General features: G+C 36.4%; 15 protein-coding genes and 1 tRNA gene. 3 read left to right on the forward strand and 13 right to left on the reverse strand.

What is annotated here, in order from left to right; translation table 11 throughout:
• Positions 1–6: 6 nt before the first annotated feature.
• From glnA to IJ258_RS02240, 7 genes are all read right to left on the reverse strand, one after another.
• Positions 7–1362 carry a type I glutamate--ammonia ligase gene (gene glnA, locus IJ258_RS02210; RefSeq protein WP_292802224.1) on the reverse strand — a complete coding sequence of 452 codons (1356 nt, stop codon included), beginning with the start codon at positions 1360–1362 and terminating at the stop codon, positions 7–9.
• A gap of 220 nt (positions 1363–1582) precedes the next feature.
• Entirely contained in the window at positions 1583–2317 is a 735-nt protein-coding gene (locus IJ258_RS02215) for a HesA/MoeB/ThiF family protein (protein ID WP_394355650.1), read from the reverse strand.
• A gap of 7 nt (positions 2318–2324) precedes the next feature.
• A complete protein-coding gene (locus tag IJ258_RS02220) occupies positions 2325–3491 on the reverse strand; it encodes an aldo/keto reductase (RefSeq protein WP_292802226.1) in 1167 nt (388 codons plus the stop codon).
• Between the two features lie 109 nt (positions 3492–3600).
• Positions 3601–3710: transfer RNA gene (locus IJ258_RS02225), tRNA-Met, on the reverse strand.
• A 100-nt stretch (positions 3711–3810) separates the two neighbouring features.
• The gene (locus IJ258_RS02230; RefSeq protein ID WP_292802228.1) at positions 3811–4029 is read right to left on the reverse strand and encodes a hypothetical protein; all 219 of its coding nucleotides are present in this window, start codon (positions 4027–4029) and stop codon (positions 3811–3813) included.
• Between the two features lie 44 nt (positions 4030–4073).
• On the reverse strand, positions 4074–4610 hold the full coding sequence (locus IJ258_RS02235) for a hypothetical protein (protein ID WP_292802231.1): 537 nt from the start codon (positions 4608–4610) through the stop codon (positions 4074–4076).
• A gap of 47 nt (positions 4611–4657) precedes the next feature.
• Positions 4658–5173, reverse strand: coding sequence for a hypothetical protein (locus IJ258_RS02240; protein WP_292802234.1), 516 nt, complete (start codon positions 5171–5173; stop codon positions 4658–4660).
• Between the two features lie 158 nt (positions 5174–5331).
• On the opposite strand from IJ258_RS02240, the gene ahcY reads away from it, so the two are divergent.
• The 3 genes from ahcY (at position 5332) to IJ258_RS02255 (ending at position 8162) form a co-directional block, all read left to right on the forward strand.
• Positions 5332–6582 (forward strand): adenosylhomocysteinase, encoded by a 1251-nt coding sequence (ahcY, locus tag IJ258_RS02245; protein WP_292802238.1) that lies wholly within the window; start codon positions 5332–5334, stop codon positions 6580–6582.
• A 22-nt stretch (positions 6583–6604) separates the two neighbouring features.
• Positions 6605–7255 (forward strand): DUF2119 domain-containing protein, encoded by a 651-nt coding sequence (locus IJ258_RS02250; protein WP_292802242.1) that lies wholly within the window; start codon positions 6605–6607, stop codon positions 7253–7255.
• Between the two features lie 283 nt (positions 7256–7538).
• Positions 7539–8162: a PH domain-containing protein gene (locus IJ258_RS02255; RefSeq protein WP_292802245.1), complete on the forward strand. Its 624-nt coding sequence runs from the start codon at positions 7539–7541 to the stop codon at positions 8160–8162.
• Here the strand turns inward: IJ258_RS02255 and fen are convergent.
• The 6 genes from fen to cyaB all read right to left on the reverse strand — a co-directional run.
• On the reverse strand, positions 8159–9142 hold the full coding sequence (gene fen, locus IJ258_RS02260) for a flap endonuclease-1 (RefSeq protein ID WP_292802249.1): 984 nt from the start codon (positions 9140–9142) through the stop codon (positions 8159–8161). The genes IJ258_RS02255 and fen overlap by 4 nt on opposite strands.
• A 9-nt stretch (positions 9143–9151) precedes the next feature.
• Complete coding sequence (locus tag IJ258_RS02265; RefSeq protein WP_292802252.1) at positions 9152–9718, reverse strand: chorismate lyase; 567 nt, start codon at positions 9716–9718, stop codon at positions 9152–9154.
• Between the two features lie 7 nt (positions 9719–9725).
• Positions 9726–10289, reverse strand: a complete 564-nt coding sequence (locus tag IJ258_RS02270; protein WP_292802255.1) for a chorismate pyruvate-lyase family protein — start codon at positions 10287–10289, stop codon at positions 9726–9728.
• 9 nt (positions 10290–10298) lie between these two features.
• Complete coding sequence (gene hacA, locus IJ258_RS02275) at positions 10299–11552, reverse strand: homoaconitase large subunit (RefSeq protein ID WP_292802258.1); 1254 nt, start codon at positions 11550–11552, stop codon at positions 10299–10301.
• 9 nt (positions 11553–11561) lie between these two features.
• Positions 11562–12728 (reverse strand): homocitrate synthase family protein, encoded by a 1167-nt coding sequence (locus IJ258_RS02280; protein WP_292802260.1) that lies wholly within the window; start codon positions 12726–12728, stop codon positions 11562–11564.
• A gap of 41 nt (positions 12729–12769) precedes the next feature.
• Positions 12770–13195: class IV adenylate cyclase (gene cyaB, locus IJ258_RS02285; RefSeq protein ID WP_292802262.1), on the reverse strand; the 426-nt coding region annotated here is incomplete at its 5' end.

Genomic DNA, 13195 nt, shown 5'->3' on the forward strand with positions numbered 1-13195 from the left:
TTTAGATTAGATATCTAAATACTTTCTCTGTTCGTATCCAAATACCTGAACACGATATTCGTCCCATTCCTGATATTTGAGCTCAAGGAACTTTTCACTTACGTGAGGTCCGAGGGCATTAAGTATTAACGGGTCTTCTTCAAGGGAATGGTAAGCTTCCCATAAACTGGTTGGTAAAACTTTAATTCCTCTTTGTTCTCTTTCCTCTTCGCTCATGCTGTAAATGTCTGCTTCAACAGGTTCGCCAGGGTCAATCTTATTCACGATACCGTCAATACCTGCTTCAAGCATAACTGTGAATGCTAAATATGGGTTACATGCAGGGTCAGGGGACCTGTATTCGATACGGGTTGCCTTTCCACGAGCTGCAGGAACTCTTATTAATGCGGATCTGTTTCTAAGACCATATGCCATATATACTGGAGCTTCGTAACCCGGAACAAGACGTTTGTAGGAATTTACAATTGGGTTTGTAATTGCGGTTATTGCTGGAGCGTGTTTGAGTAATCCTCCCATGAAATGAAGTGCATCGCTTGAAAGACCGTTTTCTGCATCAGGGTCTGAGAAAAGATTTCTGTCTCCCTTGAATACGGATTGGTGACAGTGCATACCACTGCCGCTTACTCCAAAGAAAGGTTTTGGCATAAATGTAACTCTGTAGTCTAATTGGTCAAAAGTAGCCATATTGTCTACAATAGCTTTGATAGCTTGTTTGAATGTGATTACAGCATCAGCAGTTTTAAGTGCATCTTTAAATTTGAATGCAATCTCATTTTGACCCGGAGCCACTTCGTGGTGGGATGCTTCAACTTCAAAGTCTAAATCTTCAAGGTTTAAAGTCAATTCACGTCTGAAATCGGTACCTTTGTCCAATGGTTCCACATCAAAGTATCCTGCCTCATCATATGGCATAGGGTATCCGTTTTCATCAATGTCTACAATAAAGAATTCCGGTTCCGGACCTATATTGTATTGCAATCCCATGTCTGCGAGTTTTGAAAGGGATTTTTTAAGCACACCTCTTGGATCTCCTAAAAATGGTTCTCTGTCAGCTGTCCACACATCACAAATGAATCTGCATGTTGCTGATTCTTCAGGTCTCCATGATAATCTTGAGTATGTGTTTATATCAGGTTTTAATACTAAATCACTGTCATTCACTCCAACGAATCCTGCAATTGATGATCCGTCAAATAGCATTCCTTCATTGAATAGTTCAGACATGTCATCTCCATTGAATGGGATGACAATTGTTTTTACAGTACCATTAATGTCGACAAATTGTAATCGGATAAACTTAATGTTGTCCTCTCTCATCTGTTCTGTTATTCTCTCAATTTTTTCTTCTGGTATGTCACTCATTAAAATCAAGCTCCATAATAAATAGTCGGAAAACCTATTCCTATTAAAAATATATTTCAAATTCGTAGTATATAAACTTTTATATATATGCTATTATGTCATTTTTGATATATTAATGTGTAAGTTTTATTTTTTTTAATAAAAATAGTTTAAAAATTTTTTAATTTTATATATTTTTGTTCAAACACATATAAAAAAGGGATATGGATTTGATTTTGTGTTAAAATTCTTCAACAGAAAACATATTAAAATCAAATAAATCAAATGTCAGGACTTTAGGAGAAACAGTAACTTTGCCCACACCAGTAATTATCTTGTAGGCTTCCATTGCCTGAAGACAGGAAACAAGATTTGGAGTAGGTCCAAAAACCGGAGGTTTTCCTGATGCAATGCTTTTAAGTTCATCAACAACCTCTCCTGTCAGGTCATTTTCAAGTGAAGGCAGGTTAAACATTTCCTCATAGCTTATGGTGTTGGCCAGAAAGGTAGTTACCTGACCCAGGCTTCCATGAACTGCACCATGAACGAAGGGAATCTTATATTCCCTTGCCTTTCTTGAGACAATCACTCTTGTCAACACATTGTCCAATGCATCAATGACAAGTCTTGAATCACTAATGAGGCTATCAACATTTCTCTCATCAACATGTTCGCTGAATGAAGTCACCTTAACATGAGGATTTACCTTTTCAACCCTCAGTTTAGCTTCCATGCTTTTTTCATTTCCGACATTGTCAATTGAGGATAATGTTTGCCTGTTTAAATTGGTGATGTCAAAAACATCCTCATCAACCACAACAAGCTCTCCAACACCCAATCTTGCAAGCATCTCGATAGTTAAACCTCCAATGCCTCCGCAACCGATAACGGTGATTTTGGCATTCTTGAACTTTTTCTGCTCATCCTCACTTACAAGCGGCATCTGTCTGGCAAGCATTTCCCAATAATCACACATATTATCACTAGAAATGATCAAATTCACTTCCAAAGTATTCATATACTTTTTGAAGTTCACTTGGAATATCCAACATTTGTGTACAAAATGGAATGCACTCCTTACAGTCAATGCAGCTGTCCGCTCTTGAATCATCATCAATCAATGAGAAATACTGCATCGCACTGGCCTTAGGGTCATTCATCATATGGGCAATGTTGTATTCGGTAAGGCAGTTAATGATGTCGACTCCATGTGGACATGGCATGCAGTAACCGCAGCGTGTGCATCGGTTTCCTAAAAATGTTCTGTAAGTTCTTGCAACCTCACGAATCAGTTCCTGATCATTTTCAGAAATATTATCAATTCTTGAAGCTATCTCAATGTTTTCCTTGACCTGCTCGAGACTTGTCATACCGCTCAGGACACAATCAACATCGTCCCTGTTCCACAGATATTGCAAAGCCCATTCGACAGGAGTTCTTTTGGTTTCAGCCTGGTTCCATAGATTCTGAACTTCTAAAGGTATATTGTTGACCAGCCTGCCTCCTCTCAATGGCTCCATAATCATGCTGCCCACATTAATTTGCTTTAAGTAGTCAAGGCCCATAATTCCTGACTGGTAATACTCGTCAAGATAGTTCATCTGGGTAAGTACAACCTCCCATTTGGGATACTCATCAAGAATTTCAATTAAATAATCAACTTCAATGTGTGATGAAAATCCCACATGCTTCACCTTTCCTGAACTCAGACAGTCATCCAGAAAGTCCAGAACATCCAAATCCCTGACCTTGAACCAGTCAGGCTCTGTTAGTGAATGGAGAAGGTAAATGTCAATGTAGTCGGTTTGCAGTTTTTCAAGCTGGATGTCCAGGTAGTAATCAAAATCAGTCCTTTTCTCCATTAGCCATGATGGAGATTTGGTTTGAAGGAGTATTTCATCCCTTAATGTGTTTTCCTTTAAAAATTCACCTACAAATTTTTCACTGTTTCCGTTACCGTCCAACTCCTTGCTGTGATAAGGGTAGGCCGTATCGATTATGTTGATTCCATTTTCAATACCGTAGCTAAGCATTTTTGACGCTTCGCTTTCATCGATATCAGCATTGTCCGCTTTTGTTGGAAGGCGCATTGTTCCAAAACCCAACCTTGAAACCTCAAGACCGGTTTTTCCAAGTGTATTATATATCATTTCAAATCCTCTAATGGTAATTTGTTAAAATAAGTATAAAATTATTATGTTTTGGAAAAAATGATTTGTAAAAATAGTTTTTAGATGGATAAATTCCTGGGATTTAGGATGCCGGGGGCGGGATTCGAACCCGCGATCTCACGGTATCCCAGGAATAAGCTAGAGCACTGCTTTATTACCCTATGAGCCGTGCGCTCTAACCAGCTGAGCCACCCCGGCATCTAACAAATATATATATTTTAATCATTACATTTAAAGTTTTTGTTTTTTAGGGATTTATTGGTGATGAATTTTAATTTGAGAAAAAATTAATTTGTAATTATAGCAATTTTTTAATTTTTCGATTATATCTATCGGATTCGATTTGGAATTTTCTTTGTAATTCTCTTCTTCTTGCATTTCTTTTTGCTTTTTTTAACCTATTTTCTAGGGTGGGCATTTTTTCTAATTCTTTCTGTCTTCTAACTTTTTTTGCTTCTTCAGGTGTTATTCCAAAAGTAATAGTATTTATTTTTCTTGTTTTTTTATTTATAAACATATTTTTTCCCCTTTCTTGTTTAATATTAATTTTTATAATAATTATTAATATATTTTTTCTGTACCATTTTTTAAGGATAATACAAGGAGTGTAACATTCCCACCAACTGTTTCTCTTTCGGAGGATATGATTTGTTTTAATCTGGTTATATCTATCAATGTTTTTGACATTTTAATTAATTCCTCTTTTGACATTCCATCTAATTCTTCAGAAATTCTTTTGAAATTATCAATTTTTCGATTTTTTAGGGCATCTTCTAATTCATATTTTATAATTGAATTAGTTTTTAGTGAGTTAATTTCATTCGAGATATTTTCATATTGGCTTTTATTCAATATTTTCGTTTCTTTTATATTTTTTTGCAACTGTTTTAATGCTTTTTCATTATATTCTGCAATACTATCAGATATTTCATATTGTAAATCTTCATCAATTCCATTCAAAAATCCTTCAATTACTTGATTTTGAGCGAATATCTTGATTTTACTCCCATTTACATTGATATCTTCATCAATATCTTCAAATATAACTTTTTCTTTTGTATTTAAAATCATTTCAAATTGAATGTATAATCCTTTCATCGTTTTTTTGTCTATTCCTGATATTACGATTCCACTTCTGTTATCATTTAGATTTTCAAAAAAACATATTCTAAATTGTTGTTCAGTAGTTCCAATTCTTTTTTTGTTAAATTATTGGGAAGTATATCTTCAAATGTTAAACTTACATTTTCAAATTCTTTGATTTTTTGAATTTTTTCTTTTTCTAAGGTAATCTTTTTTAAATTGATATTGTCTAAATCATTTTTTATTTCCAATTTGAATTGTTTTAATTCTTCATTAAGGTATTTTTCTATCTTTTGACTTTTTAAACTCTTATTAATAAAATTTAGTAAATCTTTCTTTACTTTTACTACAGTATCTATTTTTTTAAAGTCAGTTTTTTTCTTATATTCGCTTATAATATTTTCAAGAGGGATATTACAAAATTCAGAATTTCCATAAATCATAATGCTTATTGGAGGATCATTTGATAACTCATGTATTTTTTCTATTCCTCCATATATTCTATTTTCTAATGTAACTGCATCATCAGCAGCCAATACAATTAATGTAGCAGTAATAATCAATATTAAACATGTCATTATTTTCACCTTTCTGATTTGTAGTATTACTATTGTCCTACTTATTAATACTATTATGTGAAGTGCGATTTTTCATATAGTCGCACTTTGAAAAAAGTTATATTTAATAACATTCAAGTCCTAAAATTAATTATTACTAAATTTTTAATGATGATATTATGAGTAAAGTTAAAGACATGTCACTTGCAGGAGAAGGTGTACGTAAGATTGAATGGGTTCAAAAGCACATGCCTGTTTTGGAATCCATTAAAAAAGAATATGAAGAAACTCAACCTTTCAAAGGAATCACAATCGGTTCATGTTTGCATTTGGAGCCTAAAACCATTAACTTGGGTTTGACCTTAATGGCCGGTGGTGCTGAAGTAGCAATGACCGGATGCAACCCTTTATCCACTCATGACGATGCAGTGGCCGGAGCTGCAGATTTAGGTTTAAACGTTTACGGTTGGAGAGAACAGGATGATGAAGAGTACTATCAAACCATTAACATGGTGCTTGACCACAAGCCTGATATAATCATCGATGACGGAGCAGACATGATTATGGTACTTCACAATGAAAGAAAAGAATTATTGAGCCATATCAAAGGAGCATGTGAGGAAACCACAACCGGTGTGCACAGATTGCAGGCAATGCATGCTGACGGCGCATTGAAATTTCCAGTAATCGCTGTAAATGACGCTTATACCAAATACCTGTTTGACAACCGTTACGGAACCGGTCAATCAAGTTTCGATGCAATAATGGGAACAACAAATATGGTAATTGCAGGTAAGACTGTTGTTGTATGCGGATACGGCTGGTGCGGTCGTGGACTTGCACTCAGGGCAGCAGGTCTCGGTGCTGATGTAATCGTAACTGAAGTTGACCCAATCAGGGCACTTGAAGCAAGAATGGACGGATACCGTGTAATGACCATTCGTGAAGCTGTAAAACAGGCAGATTTAATCATCACTGTAACCGGTAATGCAGATATTATCTCAGGTGATGATTTTAAGTACATGAAAGACGGTTGTATGCTTGCAAACTCAGGACACTTCAATGTGGAAATCAACAGGCCTGATCTTGAAGCGATATCCACTGGTGTTAAAGAGGTTCGTGAAAGTATTGAAGAGTTCACTACAAAAGACGGACGTAAGATTTACCTTTTAGCTGACGGAAGATTGGTTAACTTATCCGCTGCACGTGGACAGGGACATCCTGCTGAAATTATGGACATGAGTTTTGCAGTTCAGGCATTATCTGCCAAACACATTCTTGAAAACGATTTGCCGGTTGGCGTGACCAAGGCACCTGATGAAATCGACTACACTGTAGCTAGCATGAAACTGGATGCTATGGGTATTGAAATCGACTCATTGACTGATAAGCAAAAAGCTTACATGGCAAACTGGCAAGAAGGAACATAAATTCCTTCTATCTTATTTTTTTATGTCCTATTTCAGATACATTGACAACGGAGATGGACCAACCAAGCTGTTCATTGGTGGAGTCCATGGAAACGAGGGAGTGACTTCCCTTAAGTTCATCAAAAGAATCAATGAAAACGATCTGTCCTCCGGTCAATTCTATTTTTACAATTTTGATAAAACACCATATATTTCAACAATCAAAAAAGAGTACTATGAATCTGAAATCGGTTTGAAGATTCTTGATTTGATAAAATACTTTGAACCTGACTTCTACACAGAACTTCACTGCTACAACCTAAAAAATTATGAAAAGCTAACTTCAATGGAAAGATACAGGCAAACTGGAATTCCTCCATTGATAAAACTTGGAAATCATGTGCTTGTCTCTTCGGTTTCACCTCTGATTCGCATGACCTACTTTTCAACTGATACAGTATGCAAAACACTCGAGTTTCCCTGCATTGAAAAGTTAACTCCTGAAATCATTGAGAAGTATAACTTTGACAAGTCCAAGGCTTGCAGAACCTATGAGGATTTATTGAAACTGATTTTAATCTCACCGTCACGTGAATATTTTGAAAATGAAATGATGAAACATCATCAAGATCAGGTATTCCTCGCCATGAAATATGCAAAAAAAGTTTTCGGCGAAGATTTTCCACCTTATTGATATTGATGGTTTCCGGGTTTGTGGTGGTGAGAAACCATCAACACCATGGATTTCATAGAATATATTGAATATTTAAATAGATTTTCACCATCCCCTTGATAGTGTCTATTTTTAAAGTGTTTTCAATGTAATCTGGGGTGTGTGGTGGTAGATTACATTTTTATAGACAATATTTGAAATCCAATTAATAGTCTTTTTTAACTAGTATTTAAAAGCATTGCAGAATCCTTTGTTATAAAATTGTTTAAATATTATGATTAACAATATTCAATTAGGTGATATGATGACAAGATTTTGTAAAAATTGCGGAGCTGAATTGGAAGAAGGCTCTATTTTTTGTAATGAATGTGGAACAAAAGCAGGGGAAGTTTCTCCAAGAAAAAACATCAGTTTAGATAATGATCCGTTCAAATCCTATAAAATTAACATGATTAATGGTGAAAATATCATTAGAAGCTCTCAAATTCATATAGGGTGTTTATATTTACCGTCAATTTTAACAGTTTTAGGATTTATTCTAATTTTCATTATTGGAATACCTATGTTTCCTATTTTAATTGTAGGTTTGATATGGCTATTAATTAGATTTATAGGATATTCTAATAATGACTTAATCCTTACAAACAAAAGAGTATTCGGTAAATGCGGACTCATTTCAACTGTACAAATGCAGTCTCCATTGAATAAAATAGATTCAGTTTCTCATAGTAACGGTCTTTTCGGTAAACTGATCGGTTACGGAACTGTTGAAATAGCAACCACCTCTTCAAAGTTCAAGTTCAGATTTATTCGTGAAGGACAATCATTCTACAATGACATCTTCAATCAGCTTGAAGCCTCTGAGGTAGAAAACAGAAACAAAAATGCCCAAGCTATTGTTGATGCAATGGCTGAAAAATTAAGTTAAAACCATGCATCGAGGCTGCCTTGGGATGAACTTAAGTTTTTAAGTTTTGCTGAGGCTTTAGCCACACGGTCTTCGGAAAAGCCATGCTGGTAGCATAAAAATTCAATTATTTTATCGGCTTTAGGTTTTTCCCATTTTATTTTATAGTCAGTATTGACATTATGCTTCAGAAATATGTCACGAACCTCTTCGAGGTCATGAGTTGACTGACTTTGAAGTTCAGCTATTTTTTCTTCTAATTTACCGTTATGTGCTAATTTAAGTGCAGTTTTAGCACCGATTCCTTTAAGGCCTTCACAAAAATCGGTTCCAATTAAAATTCCCATGTCAACCAGCTGTTCACGGCTAACGTTCAGCTGTCTTAAGACCTTATCCAGCTGGTAATATTCAAGGTTTCCAAGGTTTGATGATACTGCAAGGTTTCTTACAACTCTTTTTGCTCCAAAAAGCAGACAGTCATAATCTTGTGATGCAACGGCATATGCGTCACCGTTTGCTACAAGATAAGCTGCCTGAGCTTCACCTTCACCTTTGGCTTCAACATAAGGTATTCCCATATATGTCAATAGTTTTTTTGATGATTCAATGATTTCAGGGGATAGTTTTGATGATCTTATGGCAAATTTACGGGCCTTTTCGGTGTCGCCTTTCCTGAGTGCTTCCTTAAAAATCTGTTCGGCTTCATCTCTAACTTCCCGTCTTTTGGCCTGTGTTTCACTTTTAAGTTCAGGTGCTTTCCCGTCAAAGATATATATTGGTTTTATGCCTTTTTCAACCATTGATGAGTTTCTGTACAGTATTCCACTCAGGTGTGAAGTGATATTTCCGTTTTCATCACTCAATGGTCTTCCGTCTCTCTGTCTGATTGTGGATAGGAACTGATAAAGTGTATTGAATGCATCAATTGACACTACTCTTCCTTCCAAATCCTTAAAGCTTATTGTTTCCGGTTCTACTATATCCTTAAGTTTTACACCCATTTTAACACCTTAGATTTCTTTTGAAAAGTAACTGATAGGGAATGATTCTTTTGTCCACATCACAATTTCATCATTTTCAATCACAACGTAATCACGGGATACGAAATCTTCTGAAGTATGAAAAAGTTCTTTTAGTGTTGCGGACGGCTTTTCAATGTATACATCATTGATTTCACGTCTGCTTTCAATTTTATATTTTTTAATAATTTTGCCTATCGGCAGTTTGCCCTCTACAATGTCTGCATGAGCTTCTTTTTTGCATCTTGACAATGGGATGTATGACAGTGCATAAATCATTGGCCTTCCTCTTCCATGAATCAGGACTTCCCTGATGTGAATCTCATCATCTTTGCCGACATTTAAAAGTTCTGACTTTTCACCGCCAGCTTTTTCAAAGCTTTGTTTGATGGTGAAGATACTTACGGTACCGTATAGCACGTCAAGTATTGCTGTGATTGACCCTTCAATGGATAATAGCACTTTCTGTGTATTTGAAAATTTTATATCGTATTCCTGTTCTATTTCTCTTATTCTGTCATGTAATTCGTTTTTAACTATACTTCCTTTATTAATCATTGTATCACTATATTTCAGTAAAGTAACTTACTGGAAACATTTCTTTAATCCACATTAAAATTTCATCGTCGTTGATTATTACATAGTCACGTGCCAGGAAATCCTCATCTGTTTTAAACAGTTCTTTTAGTTTGGCATCTGGCTTTTCAATGAATATGTTGTTGACTTCCCTTCTTGATTCGATTTTATAGTTTTTAAGGATTCTTCCGATTGGTATGTCTGCTCTTAGCAAATCAGCACAGATTTCTTCACTGCATCTTCCTAATGGAACGTGTGATATTGCATATATCAGAGGCTTTCCTGCCTTATGCATTATGACTTCCCTAAAATTAATCTCATCGCCTTCGCTGACATTGACCAGTTTTGCATGTTCGCTATCTGCGATTCCAAAGTGCTGGTCGAGGGTGAAAAGGTTAATCTTGCCGTATAGCACATCAAGAATTGCGGTGATTGATCCGTCTGTTGTTAAAAGAATCTTCTGGGTGTTGGAAAATTTCTGACCGTAATCCTTTTCCAAGTCATCCATCTTTTCAATCAGTCGTTTGTTTGCTTCGTTTTTGTCCTGTGTCATTTTAATCACTTACAAATCTTTTGGATTGGTAATAACTCCAGTAATTGCTGATGCAGCAACCACTTTTGAATTTGATAAGTATACTGATGATTTAGGATCTCCCATTCTTCCTTTAAAGTTTCTGTTGGTTGTGGAAATGCATGATTCGCCTTCACTCAACACTCCCATATGTCCTCCAAGACAAGGTCCGCAACCCGGATTGCAGATAATTGCTCCTGCGTCAATGAAAGTGTCGATGTAGCCCAGATGAATTGCCTGCTGGTAGATTTCCCTTGAAGCCGGAAGAATCAAAAGGCGAATGCTGTCGTCAATTTTATTGTTTTCTAATATTTCAGCAGCATCCTTTAAGTCTGAAAGTCTTCCGTTGGTACATGATCCAATCAGGCACTGGTCAATTGAGGTTCCCTCAATTTTTGAAATCCCTTCAACGTTGTCAACATCATTCGGACATGCAATTTGAGGCTCCAAATCTGCAATGTCAAAGTTCAGTTCCTTTTCATAAACTGCATCATCATCTGATCTGACAATGTTCAGTTCAGATTCCCTTTTACCGGTTCTTTTGCAGATGTAATCAATAACTTCCCTGTTGGGTTCCATTATACCGTTTTTAGCACCCATTTCAATAGCCATATTGCACATGGTAGCTCTTCCTTCAACACCCATGTTTTCAATTGTTTCGCCTGTAAATTCAGCGGTTTTATATGTTGCTCCGGCTATTCCGATACTTCCGATAATGTTGAGGATAATGTCTTTAGGTGCAATGTATTCATTTAATTCACCGGTAACATTCATTTTGATTGCGCTTGGAACCATGAACCATGTTTTTCCGGTTGCCCAAACCATTGCAAGGTCTGTTGCACCCATACCGGTTGAAAAAGCACCAAATGCACCGTAGGTGCATGTATGTGAATCTGCTCCAACAATGACTTTGCCCGGTTCAACAAGTCCCATTTCAGGAACGACCTGATGGCAGATTCCTTCTCCATGAATATAATTTTTTGTGATATTTTGCTTGTTTATAAAGTCACGGCAAACCTTCTGGAACTCGGCTGATCCTATTGTGTTTGCAGGGACATTGTGATCAAATATAATTGCGATTTTTTCAGGGTCCCATACCTTGTCTGTTATCTTTTCAAAGGTCTTGATTGCAGGAGGGCTTGTTCCGTCATGTGACATTGCAAGGTCAACCGGGATTTCAATTATCTCTCCTGGAGTCACTTCATGACCTGCCTTTGCTGAGAGGATTTTTTCAGTAATATTCATAATAACATCCTATTTTTTGGTATTTTTAACGATTTCTCTGAAAACCTTGTCGTTGATGTATTTGCCTTCTTCCCTTTGCTTTTTGACCTGCCTTACGATTTCAATCAATTCGTCATCGGTAACGTCAAGCTCACATTCGTTCAGTTTTGCCCTGACTGCACGGCATCCTGAGTGTTTTCCCAATACAAGCTGACGTTTTTGTCCGACAAGTTCAGGCAGGTATGGCTCATAACATAAAGGCTCTTCTATAACTGCGTCCACATGGATTCCGGATTCGTGACGGAATACATTGTTTCCAACAACCGGTTTGTTGTATGGAATAGGAAGTTCACTTGCTTTTGATACAAGATCTGAAAGTTCCTTGATGTATTTGGTCTTAAAACCATAATCCTTTCCGTAAAGGATTTTAATTGCCATGATAAGTTCTTCAAGTGAAGCGTTACCTGCTCTTTCACCAATACCGTTTACAGTGGTTGAAATACCTTTTGCCCCTGCAAGAACTCCTGTAATTGAATTTATTACTGCAAGGCCAAAATCATTGTGGCAGTGAAGCGCAAGCATAACATCAAGGTCCTTTACAAGTTCACGAACCATATAATCAATACCCTGAGGAGTGATTGCACCTGTTGTGTCTGCAATATGAACCCTGTCGGCTCCGCATTCCTGAGCCTTGCCGTAGATTCTTTTTAAAAATTCGATGTCTGTTCTGGTAGCATCCTCTGCTGAAAACGCAACATACAAACCATGATCTTTAGCATAATCCACTGCTGTTTCACATAAATTGATTGCATCCTGTCTTGTAATGTGCATCTTATGGTCAAGGTGTATGTCTGAAGTTCCGACAAATGTAATGATACCGTCCACATCACAGTCAAGTGCAGCGTCGATATCTTCAGGCTTTGTTCTTGCTAAAGCGAGAATATCAGCATTCAATCCTTCATTTGCAATGGTTTTCACACTTTCCTTTTCCTTTTGTGATACAATCGGAAAACCGGCTTCAATCTGATGAATCTTAAACTGATCAAGTTTTTTAGCTATTTCTAATTTTTCATCCAAACTGAAAAACACACCGGGGGTCTGTTCACCGTCCCTTAGTGTTGTATCATAGATGAGCAAATCATCCGGAAAATTTTCCAGTTCATATTCCTTATTGTAATGACTTATAAAATATTGCAATATATCACATCTCAAATTCAATAAACATTTTATATTTATGTTTAGTCATTTAAATTGTTTTCTAAAAGCTCCATATATGAGGTTCTCTCAAACCCGTCTGTGATGCCCAATTGAGCAAACAATTCGAAAATTTTATCCTGTGCATTTGAATAGTCCTCATCATCATCCAATGCTATTTCTATTTCCATATATGGTGGAAGGCCTTCAACGTCATCAAGGGAGATTTCAAAATTCCTGTATGTGTAGTATTGACGGTTTTTTCTCACAACTCTTGCGGCCTTAAATCCGACTTCCTCAAAGATGTCTTTTGCTTTATCGGCATTTTCAATTGTCATTTCGACTTCCTTTCTTGTTTTTGCCTTGTCATTCAGTTTGGGACCCTTGTATGTTATGAAAGTGTTGTTGTTTGTGGTTCTGATTCGCAGAGCCTCATCGGTTTGGCCAAAATCAACTATGGGACTTGCAAA

Source organism: Methanobrevibacter sp., assembly GCF_017468685.1.
In the GTDB taxonomy this organism is placed as follows: domain Archaea; phylum Methanobacteriota; class Methanobacteria; order Methanobacteriales; family Methanobacteriaceae; genus Methanocatella.